This is a genomic window from Micromonospora sp. NPDC005979 (assembly GCF_040614415.1).
Classification (GTDB): domain Bacteria; phylum Actinomycetota; class Actinomycetes; order Mycobacteriales; family Micromonosporaceae; genus Micromonospora.
Genome location: NZ_JBEXUR010000003.1, coordinates 136448 through 159977, shown reverse-complemented (window position 1 = coordinate 159977; position 23530 = coordinate 136448). Strand labels below are relative to the sequence as shown.

Below are 23530 nucleotides of genomic sequence, written 5' to 3'. Positions count from 1 at the left end.
CCACCCTGCCACGGGGGCGCGAGCGTCCACGTCGGGGAGAACCCTGGTCCGTCCCCGAGACAGCTCAGGGCGCGAACGCCAGGTACCCGCGCTCCGCCGCTGCCTGGAGAAGCCACTGGTCCCGGTACCAGCCGGGGACGGCGACCAACTCGGCGTGCTGGCCCCGCTGGATCACCCGACCGCCGTCGAGGACGACGATCTCGTCGAGGCCGGCCAGCCCGCTGAGCCGGTGACTGATCAGCAGGACCGAGTGCCCGGCGGGCGTGGCGGCGAGGGCGGAGGCGAGCACCGCGTCGGCGGCGGCCGGGTCCAGCCCCTCGGTGGGCTCGTCGAGCACCAGCACCGGCGGCGTGGCGAGCAGGGCCCGGGCGAGCGCGAGCCGCTGCCGCTGACCACCGGAGAGCTGACCGCCCTCCTCGCCGACCAGGGTGTCCCAGCCGGCCGGCTGGGCGTGGACCCAGTCCAGCAGGCCGGCGGCCCTCATCGCCCCGGTCAGCTCGGCCTCGCTCGCGCCGGCCCGGCCGAGCAGCAGGTTCTCCCGGACGGTGGCGTGGAAGACGTACGCCTCGGCGAGCAGCCCGCCCGCGACCCGGGGCAACTCCTCCTCGCCGTACGCGGACAGGTCGCGGTCGGCCAGGGTGACGTGGCCGGCGGTGGGGCGGACCGCACCGGTCAGCACCGCGGCCAGGGTGCTCTTGCCGGCGCCGCTCGGGCCGACGACAGCGATGCGCCGGCCGGCGGGCAGGTCCAGGCTGACCCGGTCCAACGCCGGCGCGGCGCCGGTCCGGTACCGCACGCTCACCTCGGCGAAGCGCAGGTCGTGCGGGCCGGACGGTTCCACCCCGGCGGCGGAGGGCGAGTGGGCGGGCGGGGCGGCGTCGAGGAGGGCGGCGACCCGGGCCAGGCCGGGCCGCAACTGGGTCCACTGCCGGGCCGCCGAGACAAGGGCCAGCGCCACCTCCACGGCGGCGAGGGTGCCGACGGCCAGCACCCCGACGAGGACACCCCGTACGTCGGCGGCCAACGCGACCAGCACCACGGCGGCGGCGGTCAGCCCGGCGACCAGCACCCCGACCGCGTCCACCGCGAAGCCGGTGGCCGCCAACCGGCGTTCCAGGCGAGCCAGGTGGGCGGCCCGCTGCTCGGCGGCGCGCAGCGCGGCGTCGGTCGCTCCGAACGCGGCCAGGTCGGCGGCGCCGTGGGTGAGGTCGACGGCGTCGGTGGCCAACGCGCCACGCAGTGGCGCCACCTCGGCCGCGCTGCGTCGGGTGACCACGGTGGCCAGCGCCGGCAGCGCCACACCGGCGACGACCAAGCCGACGGCGAGCACACCGGCGGCCGGTGGGGAGATCAGTACCGCCCCGAACACCGCCAGCACCCCGACCAGGGCCGCCGCCGCGCCGGGCACCAGGACCCGCAGCAGCAGGTCCTGGACCGCCTCGACGTCGGAGACCAGCCGGCTCAGGACGTCCCCCGAGCGGTGCCCGGTCTGGCGACGGGCCGCGAGGGTGGCGAAGACCCGGGCCCGCACGTCGGTGATCATGCGGAGGACCGCGTCGTGCCCGGCGAGCCGTTCGGCGTACCGGAAGACACCCCGGCTGATGGCGAGGGCCCGGACCGCGACGATCGCCACCGTGAGGCGGTCCAGTGGGGGCCGGCCGGCGGCGCTCATCAGCAGCCACGTGGCGGTGGCCATCAGGGCGAGACCCGCGAACTCGGTGGCGGCGGCGAGCAGCCCGGCGCCGGCCAGGCGACCCAGGTACGGGCGGGCCAGCCGCAGTACGGCACGCTCGGCGGCGACCCGCCCGGTCGGTACGGCGTCGGCCTCCGGCGCGGGGTCCACCGGCTCTGGCACGGTGTTCATCGGGCCACCTTCGGAGTCGGCTCGGGCGTCAACTCGGTGACCCGCCCGTCCTCGACGCGCAGGACGCGGTCGGCGTCGGCCAGCAGCGCCGGTCGGTGCGCGACCAGCAGCGCGGTCCGGCCCGCGACCAGCCGGCGGGTGGCGTCGAGCACCACCGCCTCACTGGCCGTGTCCAGCCGCGCGGTGGGCTCGTCGAGCAGCACCACCGGCGCGTCCCGCAGGAACGCACGGGCCAGCGCCACCCGCTGCCGCTGCCCGCTGGAGAGTCCGTGGCCGCGCTCGCCGAGCAGCGTGTCGAGGCCGTCGGGCAGGCCGGCGACCACGTCGTCCAGGGCCGCGTCCCGCACCGCGGTGGCGACCGCCTCTGCTCGGGTGTCCGGAGCGCCGAGCCGGATGTTGTCGGTCAGCGAGGCGGCGAACAGGTGGGCGCGCTGCGGTACCCAGGCGAGCTGTCGACGCCAGGCGTCCACGTCGGCGGTGGCGAGGTCGATACCGTCCACGGTGACCCGGCCGTCGGTCGGCGTCACGAAGCCGAGCAGCAGACCGAGCAGGGTGCTCTTGCCGGCGCCGCTGGGCCCGATGACGGCGATCCGTTCGCCGGGCCGGATGGTCAGGGTCACGTCGCGCAGCGCGGTGGTCCGTTCGTACGCCACGGTCACGGCCTCGAGGTGGATCTCACCGCGCCCGTCGGGGACGGCCGCGCCCTCGGCGGCGCGGGGGGTGGCCGGCGCGGCGGAGACGGTGAGCGCCTCGTCCAGCGCCGTCAGCCCCTCCATGCTGGCGTGGAAACGGCTGCCGGCCGCCCGCAGGGGCAGGTACGCCTCCGGGGTGAGCAGCAGCACCAGCAGCGCGGTGTGCAGGGCCAGCCCGCCGCCGAGCAGCCGGATGCCGACCGGCACCGCGACCAGCGCCACCGAGAGGGTGGCGACGAGTTCCAGCACCAGCGCGGAGAGGAACGCGATCCGCAGCGTCTTCATGGTGGCGACCCGGTGCCCGTCGGCCATCCGGCGCACCACCTCGGTCTGTGCCCGGGCCCGACCGAACGCCCGCAGGGTCGGCAGCCCGGCGACCATGTCCAGGAAGTGCCCGCCCAGCAGGGCGAGCCGCCGCCACTGCCGCTCGGTGGCGGCCTGCGCCTGCCAGCCCAGCAGCGCGCCGAAGACCGGGATCAGCGGCAGCGTCAACGCGATGATCAGCGCCGAGCTCCAGTCGGCGAGGACGATCCGCGCCAGCACCGCCACCGGCACCGTCACGCTGAGCACCAGCTGCGGCAGGTATCCGGTGAAGTACGCGTCCAGCGCGTCCAACCCGCGCCCGGTGAGGGTGGCCAGCTCGCCGGCCCGCTGCCCCGCCACCCAGCCCGGCCCGTGCCGGCCCACCGCGCCGAGCAGGTCGGCCCGCAGGGTGGCCTTGACCGTGGCGGCGACCCGCGCGGACACCGTGCCCTGCGCCCAGACCAGCGCCGAACGGGCGGCGACGGCGAGCACGAAACCCGCCAGCGCCGGCCGGTTCAGGCGCCCGTCGAAGGCGGTGGCCAGCACCGCCGCCAGGGCGGTGGCCTGCGCGACGATCAACGCGGCGGCGGCCACGCCGAGGAGCGCGAGCACGACGAGATCGCGCCGGGCCGCGGGGACCCGGCGCAGCAGACGCGGGTCGAACGGGCGGCGGTTCACCAGTACACCGGTGCCCTACCGTCGGTCCGTCCCCGGAAAACCCACCAGCACATCGCCTGGAAGCCTAGTAGGGCCGGCAGCAGCGGCAGCGCCACCCAGCCGAGTAGGCGCAACGTCGGCGCGCTCGCGGCGGCGTCGGCCACCGTCAGCGAGGCGCCCGGGTCGGCCGTGGACACCAGCACGTAGGGCCACAGGGCCGCGCCGACCAGCGCCACCGGCAGCGCCAGCGCCGCGCCGGTGGCGACCAGGGCCCACCCCGGCCGCCGCCGCGCCAGCGCCGTCCGGGCCGCCAGCAGCGCCCCCACCAGCAACACCGGCAGGAGTACGGCCACCGCCGGTCGCTGAACGGCGTCGCGTACCCGGTCGGAGAGCAGGGCGACGACGGTGGCGAGGCCGACCGCGGCGAGTGCCACCGGCACCAGCCGGCGGGCCGTGCGTCCGGCCGCGGCGGCGGCGTCGGATGGCAGGCGCAGCGTGAGGAACGTCGCACCGTGCACCGCGACGAGGGCGAGCATGGCCAGCCCGGCGGCGGCGGCGAACGGGGTGGCCAGGTGAGACACACCGGCGACGTGCCCGTCGGCCTGGCGGGGTACGCCCTGCAGCAGCGCGGCCAGCACCACGCCCCAACCCAGCGCGGCGAGGGCGCTCCCGACGACGATCACGCGGTCCCAGCGGGCGCGGATCCGCTCGTCGCCCGGTCGGCTGCGCAGTTGCACCCCGGCGGTGACCAGGACGACCCCGACCAGCGCGCCGGCGACCGCCGGATAGCAGCCGGCGAGCAGTTCGCCCTCCAGCACCGGGAAGGCGCCGAACAGGATGCCCACGGCGGCGACCAGCCAGACCTCGTTGCCGAGGAAGAACGGCCCGAGTGCGGTGAGCGCGGCCCGCCGTCCGGCCGGGGTGCCTCCCCGGGCGAGCAGCAGTCCGACGCCGTAGTCGTAGCCGGCGAGCACGAGGTAGCTGGCGAAGAAGAGGCCGAGCAGGGCGTACCAGGCGAGGTCCACGGGTGATCTCCTCAGGCGAGCACGGGTTCCGGCTGGGCCGGTTCGGTGGGTGGGGCCGGCGGGCGGCCGAGAGCCGGGTCGGCGGCGCCGCGGCCCGCGTGCCGGGCGAGCAGCACCCAGTTGGTGACGGCGAGGGTGCCCAGCAGCAGGCTGAAGCCGATCAGCGAGGTGAGCATCACCGGTGCCCCGACCCCGGAGACGGCCTGTTCGGTGGGGAGCAGCCCGTACGCCACCCAGGGCTGGCGGCCGACCTCCCGGGCGATCCAGCCGAGGATCACCGCGACGAACGGCAGCGGCGCGCCGAGCAGGATCAGCCAGAGCGGGAAGCGCAGCCGGATGATCCAGTCCCGGAAGAGCAGCGGCAGCAGGAACCAGACACAGCCGAGCGTGAAGCCGATCAGGATCATGAAGCCCAGCCCGACGCTGGCCAGGGTCGGCGGGGTGTAGTCGCCGGGGCCGAACCGCGTCGTCCACTCGCCGATCAGCGCCTGCGCCTCAGGACTGTTCCCGCCGAACTTCGTCGGCTGTACGGCGCCGACCGGCCCGAACTGCGCGAACCCGAAGCCCTGCACGAGGCTGATCGCCAGCGCCGCGGTGACCAGGCCGATCCGCAGTGAGGTGCGGAAGAGCGCGAAGTCGGGCGTACGTCGGATCAGGTGCCACGCGCTGACCGCCGCCATCAGCATCCCGCCGACCAGGAGCGCGGCGGACACCACGTGCCCGAACGCCATGCCGAGACTGGGATTGGTGACCAGCGCGCCGAAGTCGGTGAGGTGGGCGATGCCGTCGCGGACCTCGTACCCGACGGGGTGTTGCAGCCAGGAGTTCGCCACCATGATCCAGAAGGCCGAGGCGTACGCGGTGAGCGCCACCCCCCAGAGCAGCGCCAGGTGGACGCCCTTGCCGAGTCGGTGCCAGCCGAAGATCCACATGCCGAGGAACGTGGACTCCAGGAAGAACGCCACGAGTGTCTCGATCGCCAGCGGGGCGCCGAAGACGTTGCCGACGTAGCGCGACAGGCCGCTCCAGTTCAGCCCGAACTGGAACTCCATCACGATGCCGGTGGCGATGCCGAGCACGTAGTTGATCACGTAGAGCTGGCCCCAGAACCGGGTCAGTCGCTCCCACTTCGGATTGCCGGTGAGCACCCAGGCGGTCTGCATCCCGACCAGCAGGGTGACCAGCCCGAGCGTGACGACCACGAACAGGAAGTGGATCGACGTGGTGGTGGCGAACTGCAGGCGAGCGAGGAGCAGCGTGTCCATGGCCGGCTCTTTCGTAGCTGTTGGCTCCCTTGTCGTAGTAACCCTACACGTAGCTTGCCTACACGTCAGATCTACTACGCCGCGTCGTAGGTAATGGTGCGACGCGGCGTAGTAGCTGTGGGGTTCGGGGCGGTGGAACTGTCCGCTGGGCGAGTGCCCGTGCACCGGATGCCCGGCGGGGGCGGAGTGGTCGCATGGCCTCCTTTGCTCTGCTTCAACCGACGCAACACCTGCGGGCCGTGGGTGTTGCCTCGGTTGAAGCAGAGCAAAGGAGGCGAGGCGTAATTGCCCGCCCGCCTCGTCCGACACTCGGATCGGGCCGCCGACTCAGTGATCGGCCTTCAGCCGGCCGTGGGGCGATGCCGGGCCAGGGCGCGGCGTCGGGCGGGTGGGCGCGTCAGCTCAGGAAGAGCGTCACCGGGAGAGCGACCAGGGTGGTGGCAACGGCGAGGGCCGCAGCGCCGAGCACCCGGGGCGGCCGGTCGCTGACCAGCAGGCGCTGCACCCGTACGTCCAGGTCCCGGTCGCCCAGGCCCAGCGCGCCGGCCGGAGTGACCCGGTGCCCGGCGGCCGCGAAGCGACGCAGCGCACCCGCCAGCGGGGCCTCGGCGTGCAGCTCGCGGGCCTTGTCGTCGGCGCGCATCTCGACCAGCAGGGCGACCCGCTCGTGCGCGTCACGCACCCAGCCGAACCACGGCAGCGCCCGGCAGAGCGCGGTGAACGGCAGCAGCACCAGGTCGTGCCGTTCGTGGGCGTGGGCGCGTTCGTGCGAGAGCACGGCGGCCAGCTCGGCCCGGTCCAGCAGGCTCAGCGTGCCCGCGCTGACCACCACCTGCGGCTTCACCCCGGGCAGGCAGTACGCGGCGGCGCTCGGATGGTCCAGGACGAGCGCCCCCGGGGCGGCCGGGTCGTCCCGGGCCACCAGGGTGAGCAGGTCCCGGTGCCGGCGCTGGGCGCGGATCGTGCCGTGGATGCTGCGGACGGTCGTGGTGACCAGCACCGCGCCGATGCCGAAGCCCACCCCGACGCCGGCGAGGTGCAGCGCCGTCACACCGATCGGCAGGGTGCCGTGGGCGAGATCGCTGGTCAGGGCGAGCAGGGCGCTCCCGGTGGGCCGGTCGTACGCGGCCAGCCCGAGCGCCATCGGCAGCCCCATCGCGGAGAGGCCCAACGCCAACCCGACAGCCTGCCAGCAGACGATCGCCACCCGCGGGCTGCGCCACGTCCAGGTGGAACGGGCCAGCACCTGCGCGCTCAGATAGCAGGCCAGCATGGTGGCGGCGAAGTGCACGGCGTAGGCCATGGCGGGCCTACCGCTCCGCTGTCTCGTCGGCCGGCCGTCGGCCCGCCGGCGGATCAACGCGGTCCATCAGCCCGGCCTCGCCGCCCGTCGCACCCGGCCCGGCCAGCCCGGCCTCGCTACCGAGGGCCGCCCGCAGCACCTCGGCCTCGGTGCCGGTCACCGATCGGGCGAAGCGCACCAGCGCCGCGTCCCGGCTGCCGCCCAGATCGAGGGCATCGAGCATGAGCTGGGCGATGTGCGCCTCGCGGCTGGCCGCCGGCCGGTACCGCCAGGCGCGACCCTCCCGCTCACGCTGCACCATGCCTTTGCCGGCGAGCCGGTCGAGGACGGTCATCACCGTCGTGTACGCCAGTTCGCGGCCATCGAGCGCGTCGGCGACCTCGCGCACGGTCACACCGTCTGACGTGCCCGGGACCACGTCCCACAGCACGTCCATCACCGCACGCTCAAGATCGCCCAACCGAGTCACAACCCAATCCTACCCCCGGTAGTAGATCCCCTGGACCCCCGCCCGTCCCAGCCAGCGGAGGCCCCCAAGATCCGCACAAGAACAGGGATGTCGCTGCCTCCAGCGTGTCGGAGGCAGCAACATCCCGGAAGTTGCGCGGATCATGATCGCCCCGACCACGCGGAGCGACACGGGCACACCGCTGACCGGCAACTGAACGTCGGGCGGGACCCGCAAGGTGCCCCACCCGACGGGCCGGGCCCACGTCAGGTTTTCCGGGGGAGTCCGCCCACGCAGGGATCAAGCCTGACCGCCCGGAGTGGGCGGGCTCCCCCGGAAAACCAAGAGGCCGAACCGATCACACCCCCTTGGGGTGCCACACCGTCTTCGTCTCCAGCAGCGTCGTCATCCGGGTCACGCCCGGATCGGCGGTCCAGTCGTGGTCGGCCGGGGCCGGCCGGAGCACCCGCTTCAGGTTCTCGGCCGCCTTGACCTCCAGCTCGGTGGCGAACGACGCGTCGGTCACCCCGGTCAGGTCGATCGCGTTGACGTCCAGGTGCGAGGCCAACGTGGGCGCGGTCTCGGTGATCGCGCCGGTCAGGATGTTGACCACGCCGCCGGGCAGGTCGGACGTCGCCAGCACCTCGGCCAGCGTCACCGCCGCCAGCGGTTCGGACGGCGACGCCGCCACGACCACCGTGTTACCGGTGACGATCGCCGGGGCGATCACGCTGACCAGGCCGAGCAGCGCCGGACGTTCCGGGGCGATTACCGCGACCACGCCGGTCGGCTCGGGCGCGGAGAGGTTGAAGTACGGGCCGGCGACCGGGTTCGCGCCGCCGTACACCTGGGCGAGCTTGTCGGCCCAGCCGGCGTACCAGACCCAGCGGTCCACGGCCGCGTCCACCTCGTCGCCTCCGATGCCCAGCGCGACGAACTGTTCGCGGCGACCCTCCAGCATCTCGGCGGCCCGGTAGAGGATCTGACCCCGGTTGTACGCGGTCGCGCCGGCCCAGCCCTTCACGGCGGCGCGGGCGGCGACCACCGCGTCCCGGGCGTCCTTGCGGGAGGCCAGTGACACATTCGAGGACTGCACGAGATACGACCGTCCCGACTCGCTGCGCGGGAACTTCCCGCCGATGAAGAGCTTGTACGTCTTGCGTACCGCGACCCGCTCAGACATTGAGGTACCCCTCCAGCCCGTGCCGGCCGCCCTCGCGACCGTAGCCCGACTCCTTGTAGCCGCCGAACGGCGAGGTGGGGTCGAACTTGTTGAACGTGTTGGCCCAGACCACGCCGGCGCGCAGCCGGTCGGCCATCCACAGGATGCGGGAGCCCTTGTCGGTCCAGATCCCGGCCGACAGCCCGTACGGCGTGTTGTTGGCCTTCTCCACGGCCTCGGCCGGCGTGCGGAAGGTGAGCACCGACAGCACCGGCCCGAAGATCTCCTCGCGGGCGATGCGGTGTGCCTGGGTGACCCCGGTGAAGATGGTGGGCGCGAACCAGAAGCCCCGGTCGGGCAGCTCGCACGGTGCCGACCAGCGCTCGGCGCCCTCGGCGGAGCCGGCGTCGGACAGCTCGCGGATCCGCTCCAACTGGGCGGCGGAGTTGATGGCCCCGACGTCGGTGTTCTTGTCCAGCGGGTCGCCGACGCGGAGCTGGGCCATCCGCCGCTTGAGCGACTCCAGCACGCGGTCGGCGACGTTCTCCTGGACGAGGAGGCGCGAGCCAGCACAGCAGACGTGCCCCTGGTTGAAGAAGATGCCGTTGACGATGCCCTCGACGGCCTGGTCGATGGGCGCGTCGTCGAAGACGATGTTGGCGGCCTTGCCGCCCAGCTCCAGGGTCAGCTTCTTGCGGGTGCCGGCGACCGACCGGGCGATGGCCCGGCCGACCTCGGTCGAGCCGGTGAAGGCGACCTTGTCCACGCCGGGGTGCTCGACCAGCGCGCGGCCGGTGTCGCCGGCGCCGGTGACGATGTTGACCACGCCGGCCGGCAGGTCGGCCTGCTGGCAGATCTCGGCGAACAGCAGCGCGGTCAGCGGGGTGGTCTCGGCGGGCTTGAGCACCACCGTGTTGCCCGCGGCCAGCGCCGGGGCGATCTTCCACGCCAGCATGAGCAGGGGGAAGTTCCAGGGAATGACCTGCGCGGCCACGCCGATCGGCCGGGGGTCGGGGCCGAAGCCGGCGTGCTCCAGCTTGTCGGCCCAGCCGGCGTAGTAGAAGAAGTGCGCGGCGACCAGCGGCAGGTCGACGTCGCGGGACTCCTTGATCGGCTTGCCGTTGTCCAGCGACTCCAGGACGGCCAGCTCGCGGGAGCGCTCCTGGATGAGCCGGGCGATCCGGAACAGGTACTTCGCCCGGTCGCGGCCGGACATCGGACCCCAGACCTTGTCGTACGCCTTGCGGGCGGCCTTGACCGCACGCTCCACGTCCTCGGCGTCGGCCTCGGCGACCTCGGCCAGCACCTCCTCGGAGGCGGGGTTGATCGACTTGAAGCTGCCGCCGCTGGTCGGGTCGACGAACGTGCCGTCGATGAACAGCCCGTACGCGGGCTTGAGGTCCACCACCGAGCGGGACTCGGGGGCGGGGGCGTATTCGAACATCGGCTATCAGTCCAGGGTGAAGTAGTCGGGACCGGAGTAGGTGCCGGTCGTCAGCTTGGTGCGCTGCATCAGCAGGTCGTTGAGCAGGCTGGACGCGCCAAAGCGGAACCAGTCCGGGTCGAGCCAGTCCGGGCCGACGGTCTCGTTGACCATCACCAGGTACTTGATCGCGTCCTTGGTGGTCTTGATGCCGCCGGCGGGCTTCACGCCCACCTGCCGTCCGGTCGCCTCGCGGAAGTCGCGGACGGCCTCCAGCATGACCAGGGTCACCGGCAGCGTCGCCGCGACCGGGACCTTGCCGGTGGACGTCTTGATGAAGTCGCCGCCGGCCAGCATGGCCAGCCAGGACGCCCGGCGGACGTTGTCGTAGGTGGCCAGCTCGCCGGTCTCCAGGATCACCTTCAGGTGGGCGTCCCCGCACGCCTCCTTGGTGGCCACGATCTCGTCGTAGACCTCCTGGTACCGGCCGGCCAGGAACGCGCCGCGGTTGATCACCATGTCGATCTCGTCGGCGCCGGCCTCGACTGCGGCCCGGACGTCGGCGAGCTTGATCTCCAACGGCGCCTGACCGGACGGGAAGGCCGTCGCCACGCTGGCCAGGTGCACGCCAGAGCCGCGCAGCACCTCCGCGACGTACGGGACCATCGCCGGGTAGACGCAGACCGCGCCGACGTGCGGGCACGTCAGGTCGGCCGGGTCCGGGCGCAGCGCCTTCGCGGCCAGCGCGCGCACCTTGCCGGGGGTGTCCGCGCCCTCCAGGGTGGTCAGGTCGACCATGCGGATCGCCAGGTCGATCGCCTGGGCCTTGGCGGTGGTCTTGATGGAGCGGGTGCCGAGCTGTGCCGCCCGCTGCTCCGCGCCGACCTGGTCCACGCCGGGCAGGCCGTGCAGGAAGGTCCGCAGAGCGGTCTCGGATCGTCCCAGCTCGGAGAGGTCCGACCGGGCCGACGTCGTTGTCGCCGTCATGCCGAGAAGTCTACGCACGGAACCGCTGAGTGATCTTGGTCACGGCGGCTGCGGGCGTGAGCGAGGTCGCCGGTCCGCCCGCACCCCCACCGGCACGCCGACCGGACGGGTAGGTTGAGCGATCGTGGACGTACACGTCATTGACCACCCGCTGGCCCAGTCCCGGCTGACCGCCATGCGGGACGCGCGCACCGACTCCTCGACGTTCCGGGCGGCGCTGCACGAACTGACCACCATGCTGGTGTACGAGGCGGCGCGCACCTTCCCCGTCGAGCGGTACCCGGTGCAGACGCCGGTCACCGGCACCGAGGGCACCCGGCTGGCGAACCCGCCGTTGCTGGTGCCGGTGCTGCGGGCCGGCCTGGGCATGGCGGATGCCGCGCTCGGCCTGCTGCCCGAGTCCTCGATGGGCTTCGTCGGCCTGGCCCGCGACGAGGAGACCTACGAGCCGCGCGCCTACATGGAGTCGCTGCCCCGGGAACTCGCCGGCCTGCCGGTGCTGGTCCTCGACCCGATGCTGGCCACCGGCGGCTCGCTGGAGCACTCCTGCCGGCTGCTGGCCGACCGGGGCTGCACCGACATCACCGTGCTCTGCGTGCTCGCCGCGCCGGTCGGCATCGAGCGGCTGGAGCGGTCCGGCCTGCCGCTGCGCCTGGTCACCGCCTCGATCGACGAGGGCCTCAACGACAAGATGTTCATCGTCCCCGGGCTCGGCGACGCCGGCGACCGCCAGTTCGGTGGCATGCCCCGGTTCTGAGCGTGCCACCCGGTCGGTGCCAGGTCCGGCGGGTCCGCGCGCGGTGGTGCGCGGACCCGCTACCGTCTCCGGCCATGACTGGTGTTGCGCTCGCCGAGGAGCTGCTGCTCCTCGCCTACGACGACTCGACCGGCAAGGCGACCATGCCGCGGATCAGCCTGGACCTGGGCATGGCTGCCGCGGTGCTGGTCGAGCTGGCACTGGCCGGCCGGATCGCGTATGCGGACGGGTCGTTGACCGTGGTCGACCCGACGCCCACCGGCGAGCCGGTGACCGACGAGGTGCTCGCCCGGATCGCCGCCGACACCCCGCACACCCCGGCGTCGTGGGTGCAGCGCCTGCGCCACGGCCTGCGCGACAAGATCCTCGGTGACCTGTGCGCCCAGGGTGTCGTCCGCGATGTCGACGAGACCGAACTGGGTTTCATCCACGTACACCGCTACCCGGTGGTGGACACCTCGGTCGAGGCGGACACCCGCCGGCGGCTCGCCGAGGCGCTGGCCGGCGCGGCGGCCCCGGACGAGCGGACCGCCGCCCTCGCCACCCTGGTCGTCGTGCTGCGGATGGAGTCCGCGCTGGGCGTCAGCGGCGAGGAGGCCGCCACCGCCCGGCGCCGGTTGGAGGAGATCGCCACCGGCGCGGGCTTCTCCGGTCAGGTGAGCACCGACGACTCGGTCGTCCGCCCGTCGGTCGGCCTGGTCGTCGCCGCCCTGGCCATCGCGGTCGACCAGGCACTCGGCAAGCGCGCCTGACCGTCGGGGCCAGCCACCTCCGCTGCTCCCTTTGCTCTGCTTCAACCCACGCAACACAAACGGCTGCCGGCTGTTGCCTCCGCTGAAGCAGAGCAAAGGGAGCGGGACAGGTGGGTGGGGCGGTCGCGGTCAGATGCCGAGCGCGGCGGCGACGTCGGCGCGCAGCCGCGCGACCGCCGCGCCGGCCCGGCTCCGGGCGGCGGCGACATCGCCGTCGGGCACCGGCTCCACAACTTCGAGGTACGCCTTGAGCTTGGGCTCGGTCCCCGAGGGGCGAATCACCACCCGGGCCGTCGCGGTACGCAGGATCACCACGTCCGACTCGGGCAGCAGGTCCCGGACACTGTCGACCGGTTGGTCCAGCAGCGTGCTCGGGGTGGCCGTCCGGATCCGGGCCATCGCGTCGGCGATCTCCCGCAGGTCGTCGACCCGGACGGAGAGCTGGTCGGTCTGGTGTACGCCGAACTCGGCGGCCAGCTCGTCCAGCCGGTCGGTCAGCGTCCGACCCTGCGCCTTGAGGCCGGCGGCCAGCTCGGCCACCGTCAGCGCGGCCGTGATGCCGTCCTTGTCCCGGACGTGCTCCGGGGCGACGCAGTAACCGAGCGCCTCCTCGTAACCGAAGACCAGCGGTGCGCTTCCGCCGCCCGCCCGCACGATCCACTTGAAGCCCGTCAGCGTCTCGTCGTAGGGCAGACCCCGCGCCGCGCACATCGCCCTAAGCAGCGACGACGAGACGATGGTGGTGGCGTAGAGCCCGGTCACGCCGCGCCGCATCAGGTGGTCGGCGAGCAGCACACCCACCTCGTCGCCGCGCAACATCCGCCAGCCCGGTCCGGCCCCGCCCTCGCGGACGACCACGGCGCAGCGGTCGGCGTCCGGGTCGTTGGCGATGGCGAGGTCCGCGCCGGTGGAGTCGGCCAGCGCGATCAGCCGGTCGACGGCCCCCGGTTCCTCCGGGTTCGGGAACGAGACGGTGGGGAACGCCGGGTCCGGCTCCGCCTGGTCGGGCACCACGCCGGGGACCGGGAAACCGGCCCTCGCGAACGCGGCGGTGAGCACCGCCGCGCCCACCCCGTGTAGAGGGGTGTACGCCACGGACAGGTCCCGTGGCCCGCCCGGGTCGATCACGGCGGTGGCCCGCTCGACGTACGCGGCGACGAGGTCGTCACCGAGCACCTCGCCGGCCCGCCCCAGCGGCACCTGGGTCAGCGGGCCGACCGCCCGGATGGCGGCCTCGATGCCGGCGTCGACCGGCGGCACGATCTGCGCACCGGCGCCCAGCTCTCCACCCAGCTCCGCGCCGAGGTAGACCTTGTAGCCGTTGTCCTGAGGTGGATTGTGGCTGGCGGTGACCATCACGCCGGCCACCGCGCCCAGTTGACGCACCGCGTACGCGAGGACCGGGGTGGGTAGCGGGCGGGGGAGCAGCAGCGCCGCCCGGCCGGCGCCGGTCGCCACCTGGGCGGTGCGTTCGGCGAACTGGCGGGAGCCGCGCCGGGCGTCGTACCCGATCACCAGCGGGCCGGTGCCACCCTGGGCCGCGAGCCACGTGACCAGGCCGGCGGCGGCCTGGGTGACCACGGCGAGGTTCATGCCGTTCGGGCCGGCGCGCAGCGGACCGCGCAGGCCGGCCGTGCCGAAGGTCAGCGGGCCGGCGAACCGGTCGGCCAGCTCCGGGGCGCTCGCCGGGAGCCCGTCGAGCACCGCCGTCAGCTCGTCCCGGCTGGCCGGGTCGGGATCGTCGGCCAGCCAGCGCCGAGCCTGCTCGCGAATGTCGTCGATGTCAATTGTGTCCGCCGCCATGCCCCTTGATAGCACGGCGGCGGATCACCGCTGTCGGTTCCCTCCGGCTCAGCCGTTTCCGGTGAGCTGGAACGTCTTCACCATCTCGTCGAAGATCGGCTTGCTCTCGGCGAACGCGTCCTCGGTGGCGGAGAGGTAGAACGAGTACGACTTGCCGTCCTTGACGACCGCGCGCCACACCCCGTGGCGCATCTCGCCACCGGAGCCGCAGGTGTACTCGAATTCGACGCCCGGGCTGCCCGCCAACTGCTGCTCGGCGATGGCCACCTGCTCGTACGGCTTCTTGCAGTTGGTGCTCTTGGTACGGAGGAAGTTCTGCGCGCTCTCCGCCCAGCGGGTGGGCGTCCCGGTCCACTTCTCGGTGAGGATCCGGATCTTGCGACCGTCGTCCTCCGGGTCGATGTAGTCGGTGTACGAGCCGCCGGTGGCCTTCTTCCAACCCTTCGGCACCATCACCTGGACGCCGCGGGCCGTGTGCTCCTGCATCTCGACGGCCGGGCCCGCCGGGGCGGACGGGGTCGGCTGCGCCTGCGGGGTGCTCGGTGGCGGGTCGTCCCCGCTGGACAGCGCCACGATGCTGATCAGCAGCAGCACGGCCAGGCCACCGGCTGCGGCGAGCTGGACCTTGCGCGGCCAGCCCTTCACCGTGGTGACGAGTTGACCACCGGTCGCGCGGACCTTGTCCAGGGCACCGCCGCCGCCGGCGGCCGGGGGTGGCGTCGTCGTCCAGGGCTGGCCGGTGCCCGGAACGGACCACTGGTTGCCGCCGCCGTAGGTGCCGCCGATGCGCTGGGTGGCCTCGGGTGCCCCGTAACCGACCTGCTGGGTGGCCTCGGGCCGGTTGCCGTAGGTGACCCGCTGGGTCGCGTCGGGGTGCGCTCCGGCGTCCACCCGCTGGGTGGCGTCCGCGCTACCGCCGTAGGTGCGCCCGGCGGCGGGGCGACCCGCGCCGGGCATCGCGCCGGTGGGCGTGTGCAGCGGGCCGGCGAGCGCGTCGGCGCTGGTCTCGTCGAGGGCCGCGGCGGCGGCCGCGCCGGCCGGCTGCGGGCGTTCGCCCCGGCGCAGCGCGGCCAACCGGTCGGTCAGCGACTCGTCCGGGGCGAGCATGGCCCGGCCACCGATCTGGTTGTCCGGCTTCGACTCCGGCTGGGCCGGCGCGTGGACGGGCGCCGGACGCTGCTGCACCGGCACCACGGCGTACGGGTCGGTGACCGAGTGCACGGCGGTGGCGGTGCTGCCCAGCGGGCCGGCGAGCAGCTCCCGCAGCATCCCCCGGGAGGTGTGCACGTCCAGCCGGCGGGCCGGGTCCTTCTCCAGCAGGCCCATCAGCACCCGGGTCAGCGGGCCGCTGCGCTGCGGCGGGGCCGGCGGGTCCTCGACGACGGCGTGCATCGTCTCGATCGGGTCGCCCTTGTCGAACGGCGGACGCCCCTCGACGGCCGTGTAGAGCGTCACACCCAGCGAGAAGAGGTCGCTCGGCGGACCGAACTCCTGGCCCATGGCCCGCTCGGGCGAGATGAAGTGCGGGGAGCCGAGCACCATGCCGGGCGTGGTGAGCTGCACGTCGGTGGGCATCCGGGCGACACCGAAGTCGGTCAGCACGCAGCGGCCGTCGGAGCAGATCAGCACGTTGGCCGGCTTGACGTCGCGGTGCAGGACGCCGATGGCGTGCGCGACCTCCAGCGCGCCGAGCAGCGCGATGCCGATCTTGGCGACCGCGCGGGGCGCGACCGGGCCGTCCTCGATGACCATGTCGGCGAGGCTGCGGGCGTCCAGCAGCTCCATCACGATCCACGGCCGACCGGCCTCGGTGACCACGTCGTACACCTGCACCACGGCGGGATGCTGGATGGCGGCGGCGGCGCGGGCCTCGCGCAGCGTCCGCTCGTACATGGCGTCGCGGTCGCTGGGCGCCAGGCCCGGGGGCAGGACAACCTCCTTCACCGCCACGTCGCGGCGCAACAGGGTGTCTGTGGCACGCCAGACCGTGCCCATGCCGCCGTTGCCCACCGCGGACCGCAGCGAGTACCGGTCACCGATGGTGGTGCCGGGCGCTGCTCGTCCGCTGGCGGGACTTACCTGTCCGCCGCTCCACGTCGGGATCTGAGTCACAGAAAAGCCACCGGGGGAAATCGAGGGGGGCTGGGACACAACCCCCCTATCTTGCTGGTTCCGACGCCCGATGCGAAAGCCGACGCGGCGGACGTTTACCGAAGTCGACAGATCGTGCCCGACCGTTCACCTCCCGTCGACCGGTCGGGACGCACTGTGCGGTATCCCTCACCCGACCTCGAGCCGGGGCGACCTACCATCCGAAGGATGAGCGAACGGCGGTCAAGCGAGTCCGGTTATCCGATCAAGGGCGTCTACACGGCGGCCGACCTTCCGGAGGACCTGGACTCCCGGCTGGGCGGCCCGGGCGAGTTCCCGTACACCCGGGGGGTGTACCCCACGATGTACACCTCCCGTCCGTGGACCATGCGCCAGTACGCCGGCTTCGGCACCGCCACCGAGTCCAACGCGCGGTACCACCAACTGTTGCGGGCGGGCACGACCGGTCTCTCCGTCGCCTTCGACCTGCCGACCCAGATGGGGTACGACTCCGACGACCCGATCGCCCACGGCGAGGTCGGCAAGGTCGGTGTGGCCATCGACTCCATCGAGGACATGCGGCTGCTCTTCGCCGACATCCCGTTGGACCGGGTCTCCACCTCGATGACCATCAACGCTCCCGGGTCGGTGCTGCTGCTGCTCTACCAGCTCGTCGCGGAGGAGAACGGGGTCGCCGGCTCGGCGCTCAACGGCACCATCCAGAACGACATCCTCAAGGAGTACATCGCCCGGGGGACGTACATCTTCCCGCCGAAGCCGTCGCTGCGCCTGGTGGCCGACACCTTCGCGTACTGCCGCAAGGAGGTGCCGAAGTGGAACACGATCTCCATCTCCGGCTACCACATGGCCGAGGCCGGCGCGACGCCCGCGCAGGAGATCGCGTTCACCCTGGCCAACGGCGTGGAGTACGTGCGGGCGGCGTTGGCCGCGGGTCTCGCTGTGGACGACTTCGCCCCCCGGCTCTCGTTCTTCTTCGTGGCCCGCACCACGCTGTTGGAGGAGGTGGCGAAGTTCCGCGCCGCCCGGCGGATCTGGGCCCGGCTCATGCGTGACGACTTCGGGGCCCGGGATCCGAAGTCGATGATGCTGCGTTTTCACACCCAGACCGCCGGTGTGCAACTCACCGCCCAGCAGCCGGAGGTGAACCTGGTCCGGGTCGCGGTGCAGGGCCTGGCCGCGGTCCTCGGCGGCACGCAGTCGCTGCACACCAACAGCTTCGACGAGGCGATCGCGCTGCCCACCGAGAAGGCGGCCCGGCTCGCGCTGCGCACCCAGCAGGTGCTGGCGTACGAGACGGACCTGACCGCCACCGTCGACCCGTTCGCCGGCTCGTACGTGGTGGAGGCGATGACCGCCGAGATCGAGGCCGCCGCCGTGGAGTTGATGGAGCGGGTGGCCGACCACGGCTCCGCGGTCGACGCGATCGAGGCCGGGTTCCAGAAGCGGGAGATCGAGCAGTCCGCGTACCGGATCGCCCAGGAGATCGACTCCAGCGAGCGGGTGGTGGTGGGGCTCAACCGGTTCACGGTCGACGAGGAGGAGCCGTACGAGCCGTTGCGGGTCGACCCGGCGATCGAGGCGACGCAGGCTGAGCGGTTGGCCCGGCTGCGCGCCGGGCGGGACGCCGAGGCGGTGACGCGGGCCCTCGCCGACCTACGGGCCGCCGCCGAGGGTTCGGACAACGTGCTGTACCCGATGCGGGAGGCGCTGCGGGCCCGGGCCACGGTGGGCGAGGTCTGCGGCACGCTGCGCGAGGTGTGGGGGCAGTACCGGCCCACCGACCGGTTCTGACGCGACCGGCCCGGTTCTGACGCGACCGCCCTCCGGGTGTGTCCGCCCGGCTCCGGGGGTACGCCGACAGGTGGGCCGGAACGCACACGGTGTGCGGTCGGCGTCGGCGAGATTATGTGAGCGTCCTTGTCCGGCCCGTTGCGGAGCGTGGTCGTCTTATTGTCGGAGTGTCAGTTCATCACCCCGACTAATGCGACAATTCGCAGCGTAGGTCCGGGGGTGGTATCGCGACTCCTGGCCGCCCGGGTCGGTTACGCGTTGTAGGAGGTGAGGGGGCGGATGGCAGCGTTCGAACGCGATCTACCTGCGGTCCCGCACCTCGACGAGCGCGCTCAGCAGGGCATACGTGACGCTACGCGGTCTGATCATCACCGTAACGAGGTTGCGCAGCGTCACCGTCGGAGGTCTAGGCTGTCTGCTGTCCCCGATGATCCATCCATCTCTAGTGATCGAGAATTCGACGTGACGAGTGCGTTGACGCTGCCCACCGGCGGCCAGCTGGCGTCGTCCTGGCTGGAGACTCCGCCCGGGTCCCAGCCCCTGCCCCGCGACCTGGACCACCTGCTCGCTCTTCGGGTACCCGGGCTCATCGCCACGCGCCGTCACCTCCACTCGCACCCCGAGTTGTCCGGTACGGAGTTCGAGACGGCGGCCCTGATCGCCCGGGAACTCTCCCTGGCGGGCCTGAACCCCCGGCTGCTGCCCAAGGGCAACGGCGTGATCTGTGACGTCAACGGTCGTCCGGACGGCCCGGTCATCGCGCTGCGCGCCGACATCGACGCCCTGCCGCTCGACGACCCGAAGGACGTGCCGTACCGCTCCACCGTCGAGGGCGTCTGCCACGCCTGCGGCCACGACGTGCACACCTCGATCCTGCTCGGCGTCGGCATGCTGCTGGCCCAGCTCGCCGACCTCGGCGAGCTGGACGGCCGGGTCCGGCTCATCTTCCAGCCCGCCGAGGAGATCCTGCCCTGCGGGTCGTTGGAGGTCATCGAGGCCGGCGGCCTGGACGACGTGGTGCAGATCTTCGCGCTGCACTGCGACCCGAACCTGCCGGTGGGCCAGGTGGGCCTGCGCGTCGGCCCGATCACGGCGGCCGCCGACAACGTCACCGTCCGGCTCTCCGGGCCGGGCGGGCACACCGCCCGTCCGCACCTGACCGTCGACCTGGTCGACGCGCTCGGCCGGCTGGTCACCGAGGTTCCGGCCCTGGTCAGCCGTCGGGTGCCGGCCAACAGCGGGCTGCTGCTGGTGTTCGGCCACGCCTCGGCCGGCACCCGTTACAACGTCATTCCCTCCGAGGCGTGCGCCTCGGGCACCCTGCGGGTGATGGACCGGGACACCTGGGAGCAGGCTCCCAAGATCGTGGCTCAGGTGGTGCGGGACGTGATCGCCCCCACCGGCGCGACGGTCGACCTGGAGTACCTGCGCGGCCGGCCGCCGGTCAGCAACGACTCGCGGGCCATCCAGGTGCTGACCGCCGCCACCAGCGCCGCGCTGGGACCGGACGGCGTCGCCGAGACGCCGCAGAGCATGGGCGGCGAGGACTTCTCCTGGTACCTGGAGTACGTCCCCGGCGCCCTCGCCCGACTCGGCGTGGGCCGGATCGGCCCCAACGTCGACCTGCACCGCGCGTCCTTCGACGTGGACGAGCGGGCCATCCCGGCCGGCGTACGCGTCATGGTGCAGACCGCGCTGCGGGCACTTGCGGCGGCGCGCTGACCTCGGCGACCTGCGCCGGCGACCGGCGTCGCCGGCGCAGCGCCAGCAGCAGGACCGCCAGGGGTACGCCGACCGCCACCAGCCATGGCAGCAGCGCGCCCAGGACGGTGAGCAGGATGGCCATCGAGGTGACGAACGCCCCCCAGCCGCCCCTGAGCCCGACCAGGAAGCCGGTCTCGGCCTTCTCCTCGCTGGCCTCCGCCGCCGGCCCGGCCAGCGACACCGTGATCGTGGACAGCGCGGTCAGGTCGGCCAGCCGACGCTTCTTGGCCTCCAGCGAGGCCAGGTCCGCCTCCCGGCGACCCAGCTCGTTCTCCAGGGACACCAGGTCGGAGATCGAGTTGGCGCGGGCGAGCAACCGTCGCGCGCTCTCCACGCGCGCCCGCTGCGTGACGATCCGGGCCTCCAGGTCGACGGTCTCCTCCGTGACGTCCTGGGTGTTGATCTCGCGGCTCTGCTGTCGACCGAGCTTCGCGACCTCCTCCACCACCGCGCCGAACTTGGCCGCCGGCACCCGCAACTCCAGCTCGGCCACCGCGTCGGCCTCGGCGCTGCGCCGCTGGTCCCCGCCGACGAAACCACCCGCCCGGGTGACCATCGCGCTGACCTCGCGGGCCGCCGCGTCCACATCGGTCACCTGCACCCGCATCGTTCCGGTGTAGATGATCGCCCGCTGGTCGACCCGCAGATCGGGAGCGCCGGCCCCGGCGGTCCCCGCCGCTTCCGCGCCGCTGCCCTTGTCGAGCGCGCCCTGGGGGGCCTGGGCCGCCGGAGCCGCCGAATCCGCTGATCCGCTGTCGCCGGCGCTGCACCCCGCGAGGGCCAGCGCCGCCGCAAGTGTTCCCGCCGCCAGGAGTGCCCACCGGCGTCGTCCTCTCCGTCCGTCCATCCCCGCTCCCATCGTCGTCAGCTTCAGTGGCGATAGTTCGGACGCGACGCGCCCACCGCCTGGTTCCGGCAGACTGCGCTGAGGACATCACGATTCGATAAGCCGAGGAGTCACGATGCGACTCACCAAGTACGCCCACTCCTGTGTGCGGGTGGAACACGACGGCGGAGTGCTCGTGGTCGATCCCGGAGTGTTCAGCGATCCCGCGACGGCGCTCGACGGCGCGGACGCGGTGCTCGTCACCCACGAGCACCCCGACCACCTCGACCCGGCCGCGGTGCGCCTCCAGCTCGACCGGAGGCCGTTCCCGATCTACGGGCCCGCCGCGCTCGCCGATGCCCTGGGCGACGCGGCCGAGGCGCTGTGCCCCGTCGAGCCCGGTGAGTCGTTCACCGCAGCCGGGGTCGCGGTCGGCGCGTACGGGGGACGCCACGCGGTCATCCACCCCGACATCCCGGTGATCGACAACATCGGTTACCTCATCAACGACGTGGTCTACCACCCCGGCGACTCGCTCGTCGTACCGCAGGAGACGCCTGTCGACACGCTCCTCGCGCCGATCCACGCCCCCTGGTCGAAGTTCTCCGAGGTGCTCGACTTCATCCGGGCGGTCGCCCCCCGCCGCGCGTACGCCGTGCACGACGCCCTGCTCAACCACAACGGGCTGGGCGTGCTCAACCGGCAGTTCGCGGCGATGTCCGGCACCGAGTACCAGCGTCTGGAGCCCGGCACCCGGGTGGACGTCTGACGCGATGCCCGGCCCCTCCACGGAGCTGGTGCGGCAGCTCTACCGCACCCCACCGGACCGGTTCGTGGCCGCCCGGGACGCCGCGGTGGCCGAGGCCCGGCGAGCTGGGGACCCGACCACCGCCCGGCAACTGGCCCGGCTGCGCCGCCCCACCGTCGCCGCCTGGCTGGTCAACCTGCTCGCCATCGAACGACCCGACCTGGTGGCCGACCTGGTCGGTCTCGCCGACGCGCTACGGGCAGCCCAGCGGGAGCTGCGCGGCCCCCGACTGCGGGAGTTGTCGGCCCAGCGCCGTGCGGTGGTCGCGGCCCTGGTCGCCGAGGTCCGCACGCTCGCCGCGGCGGAGCCCGAGGCGCCACCGGCCGGCCGGCTGCCGCTGGCCGAGGTGGAGGCGACCCTGAACGCCGCGCTCTCCGACGCCGATGTCGCCGAGCAGGTACGCGCGGGGCGTCTGCTCCGCTCGGCCACCTACGCCGGTTTCGGCGAGGTGCCCCGACCGCAGTTGCGACTGGTCACCGGCGACGAAGAGGAGCCACCGGCTCGACAGCCGGGTGCCCAGCGCGAGAGCCCGGAGCCGCATCGCCGTACCGACCGGGCCGGGGAACGTGCGGCGCAGGCCGAGCGGGCGGCGCAGCGAGTGGCCCGGGCCGAGCGGGCCCGCCGCCGTCGGGCACTCGACCGCGAGTTGGACCGTTCCCGCGCCGACCAGCAGCGGGCCGAGGACGAGCTGGCCGAGGCGGTCGGGCAGGAGCGCGACGGGGTCGCCGTACTCGATGGGATCGAGACGGAGCTGGCCGAGTTGGAACGTCGGCGCGCGGTGGCGGAACAGGACCTGAGCCGGGCCAAGCTGGCCCGGCGGGCGGCCGAACGGGCGGTGACCGTGGCCCGCCGCCGGGCGGGCGAGGTCGAGGCGGCCGTCGAGGCGTTGGTGGCCGAAGAGGGGGATGCGGACGCGGGCGGTGGGGCGGCAGACTGACATCGATGGACGACGACGAGTGGGTGGGCCGCCTGCGGGCGGCCGTCCCCGAGCCGCGAGCGCGGATGGCGTCCGGATGACGCCGGAGCAGCTCGCCGCCGCCAGCAAACCCGCCGTCCTCGACCTCGGCGACGGGTTCAGCAGGTGTCCGAGCACGCTGCGCCGGGCCCGGCTGCTCGGCATCTCCGGCTGGGCCTTCTACATCAGCGGTCGGGCCGGGGCGCTCGGCGACGTACGCGCGGAGACGGCCGCCGCGGCGATCGGCTTCGTCGCGCCGGACGCCGTCGCGGACGGCTGGGACGCTGCCGCCCGGGTCCTGCCGCCGGTCGAGGTGGCCGCCGCGAGTCTCGCCGAGTGCTGCCGGTGGGGGACGGAGATGCTGGGCGTGCTACCCGGGATCGAGCGCCTGGCCGACCTCGTCGAGCGGGCGGTCGCCGCCGCCGACACCAGCGGCATGCCGCTCTTCGCCGCGTGGCGGGCCATGCCGCTGCCGGACCACTCTCCGGGCGCCCGGAGCGCGGCCGGGCTGCGACTGCTGCGGGAACACTTCACGGGCGCCTACCTGCTGGCGGTACGGGCCGCCGGTATGACCCCGCTGGAGGCGGTGTTGGCCGGGCCCGAGGGCGAGGCCGGCGCGGTGGCGTGCGGCTGGCCGCCGCCGTACCCCGCGGTCGGGCCGTTGGTGCGTCGGCGGCTGTGGGCGGAGGCGGTGACCGACCGGTTGGCCGCGCCCGCGTTCGCGGCGCTCGGCCCCGCCGACGGCACCGAGCTGGTGGAGCTGCTGCACCACACCCGTGCCGGCCTCACCTGAACGGCCCGAGTAGCGGATGCGAAGAGGTGGAAGTGTAGAA

20 protein-coding genes are annotated in these 23530 nt (G+C 73.4%); 8 read left to right on the top strand and 12 right to left on the bottom strand.

The window, feature by feature from the left end; all coding sequences use genetic code 11:
- Positions 1-64: 64 nt before the first annotated feature.
- The 9 genes from cydC to deoC all read right to left on the bottom strand — a co-directional run bounded on the left by cydC (position 65) and on the right by deoC (position 11129).
- Complete coding sequence (gene cydC / locus ABZ272_RS06860) at positions 65-1864, bottom strand: thiol reductant ABC exporter subunit CydC (protein ID WP_355048933.1); 1800 nt, start codon at positions 1862-1864, stop codon at positions 65-67.
- Entirely contained in the window at positions 1861-3537 is a 1677-nt protein-coding gene (cydD, locus tag ABZ272_RS06855; RefSeq protein WP_355048932.1) for a thiol reductant ABC exporter subunit CydD, read from the bottom strand. The genes cydC and cydD overlap by 4 nt, the downstream gene beginning before the upstream one ends.
- A complete protein-coding gene (locus tag ABZ272_RS06850) occupies positions 3534-4541 on the bottom strand; it encodes a cytochrome d ubiquinol oxidase subunit II (protein WP_355048931.1) in 1008 nt (335 codons plus the stop codon). Before ABZ272_RS06850 ends, cydD begins: the two co-directional genes overlap by 4 nt.
- Positions 4542-4552: 11 nt before the next feature.
- Positions 4553-5806 carry a cytochrome ubiquinol oxidase subunit I gene (locus tag ABZ272_RS06845; protein ID WP_355048930.1) on the bottom strand — a complete coding sequence of 418 codons (1254 nt, stop codon included), beginning with the start codon at positions 5804-5806 and terminating at the stop codon, positions 4553-4555.
- 397 nt (positions 5807-6203) lie between these two features.
- Complete coding sequence (locus ABZ272_RS06840) at positions 6204-7109, bottom strand: M56 family metallopeptidase (RefSeq protein ID WP_355048929.1); 906 nt, start codon at positions 7107-7109, stop codon at positions 6204-6206.
- A 7-nt stretch (positions 7110-7116) separates the two neighbouring features.
- Positions 7117-7578: a BlaI/MecI/CopY family transcriptional regulator gene (locus tag ABZ272_RS06835; RefSeq protein WP_355048928.1), complete on the bottom strand. Its 462-nt coding sequence runs from the start codon at positions 7576-7578 to the stop codon at positions 7117-7119.
- A 337-nt stretch (positions 7579-7915) separates the two neighbouring features.
- Complete coding sequence (locus ABZ272_RS06830) at positions 7916-8740, bottom strand: aldehyde dehydrogenase family protein (protein ID WP_355048927.1); 825 nt, start codon at positions 8738-8740, stop codon at positions 7916-7918.
- Positions 8733-10163, bottom strand: a complete 1431-nt coding sequence (locus tag ABZ272_RS06825) for an aldehyde dehydrogenase family protein (protein WP_355048926.1) — start codon at positions 10161-10163, stop codon at positions 8733-8735. The genes ABZ272_RS06830 and ABZ272_RS06825 overlap by 8 nt, the downstream gene beginning before the upstream one ends.
- A 6-nt stretch (positions 10164-10169) precedes the next feature.
- A complete protein-coding gene (gene deoC / locus ABZ272_RS06820) occupies positions 10170-11129 on the bottom strand; it encodes a deoxyribose-phosphate aldolase (RefSeq protein WP_355048925.1) in 960 nt (319 codons plus the stop codon).
- Between the two features lie 124 nt (positions 11130-11253).
- On the opposite strand from deoC, the gene upp reads away from it, so the two are divergent.
- The 3 genes from upp (at position 11254) to ABZ272_RS06805 (ending at position 12724) form a co-directional block, all read left to right on the top strand.
- The gene (gene upp, locus ABZ272_RS06815) at positions 11254-11886 is read left to right on the top strand and encodes a uracil phosphoribosyltransferase (RefSeq protein ID WP_355048924.1); all 633 of its coding nucleotides are present in this window, start codon (positions 11254-11256) and stop codon (positions 11884-11886) included.
- A gap of 74 nt (positions 11887-11960) precedes the next feature.
- Positions 11961-12638, top strand: a complete 678-nt coding sequence (locus tag ABZ272_RS06810; protein WP_355048923.1) for a GPP34 family phosphoprotein — start codon at positions 11961-11963, stop codon at positions 12636-12638.
- Positions 12635-12724 carry a hypothetical protein gene (locus ABZ272_RS06805; protein WP_355049311.1) on the top strand — a complete coding sequence of 30 codons (90 nt, stop codon included), beginning with the start codon at positions 12635-12637 and terminating at the stop codon, positions 12722-12724. Before ABZ272_RS06810 ends, ABZ272_RS06805 begins: the two co-directional genes overlap by 4 nt.
- Positions 12725-12767: 43 nt before the next feature.
- Here the strand turns inward: ABZ272_RS06805 and ABZ272_RS06800 are convergent, their stop codons facing one another.
- Positions 12768-14441: a phospho-sugar mutase gene (locus ABZ272_RS06800; RefSeq protein ID WP_355048922.1), complete on the bottom strand. Its 1674-nt coding sequence runs from the start codon at positions 14439-14441 to the stop codon at positions 12768-12770.
- A 48-nt stretch (positions 14442-14489) separates the two neighbouring features.
- Positions 14490-16553 carry a serine/threonine-protein kinase gene (locus ABZ272_RS06795; protein WP_355048921.1) on the bottom strand — a complete coding sequence of 688 codons (2064 nt, stop codon included), beginning with the start codon at positions 16551-16553 and terminating at the stop codon, positions 14490-14492.
- 207 nt (positions 16554-16760) lie between these two features.
- On the opposite strand from ABZ272_RS06795, the gene ABZ272_RS06790 reads away from it, so the two are divergent.
- Positions 16761-18344 carry a methylmalonyl-CoA mutase family protein gene (locus tag ABZ272_RS06790; protein ID WP_355048920.1) on the top strand — a complete coding sequence of 528 codons (1584 nt, stop codon included), beginning with the start codon at positions 16761-16763 and terminating at the stop codon, positions 18342-18344.
- Positions 18345-18806: 462 nt separating this feature from the next.
- Positions 18807-20066: an amidohydrolase gene (locus ABZ272_RS06785; RefSeq protein ID WP_355048919.1), complete on the top strand. Its 1260-nt coding sequence runs from the start codon at positions 18807-18809 to the stop codon at positions 20064-20066.
- Here ABZ272_RS06785 and ABZ272_RS06780 read toward each other — a convergent pair.
- A complete protein-coding gene (locus ABZ272_RS06780) occupies positions 20023-20976 on the bottom strand; it encodes a DUF4349 domain-containing protein (protein ID WP_355049310.1) in 954 nt (317 codons plus the stop codon). The genes ABZ272_RS06785 and ABZ272_RS06780 overlap by 44 nt on opposite strands.
- A gap of 94 nt (positions 20977-21070) precedes the next feature.
- Here ABZ272_RS06780 and ABZ272_RS06775 point away from each other — a divergent pair, with 94 nt between their 5' ends.
- From ABZ272_RS06775 to ABZ272_RS06765, 3 genes are all read left to right on the top strand, one after another.
- Positions 21071-21703 carry an MBL fold metallo-hydrolase gene (locus ABZ272_RS06775; RefSeq protein ID WP_355048918.1) on the top strand — a complete coding sequence of 211 codons (633 nt, stop codon included), beginning with the start codon at positions 21071-21073 and terminating at the stop codon, positions 21701-21703.
- 4 nt (positions 21704-21707) lie between these two features.
- Positions 21708-22679 (top strand): hypothetical protein, encoded by a 972-nt coding sequence (locus ABZ272_RS06770; RefSeq protein ID WP_355048917.1) that lies wholly within the window; start codon positions 21708-21710, stop codon positions 22677-22679.
- 76 nt (positions 22680-22755) lie between these two features.
- On the top strand, positions 22756-23490 hold the full coding sequence (locus tag ABZ272_RS06765; protein ID WP_355048916.1) for a hypothetical protein: 735 nt from the start codon (positions 22756-22758) through the stop codon (positions 23488-23490).
- Positions 23491-23530: the final 40 nt, after the last annotated feature.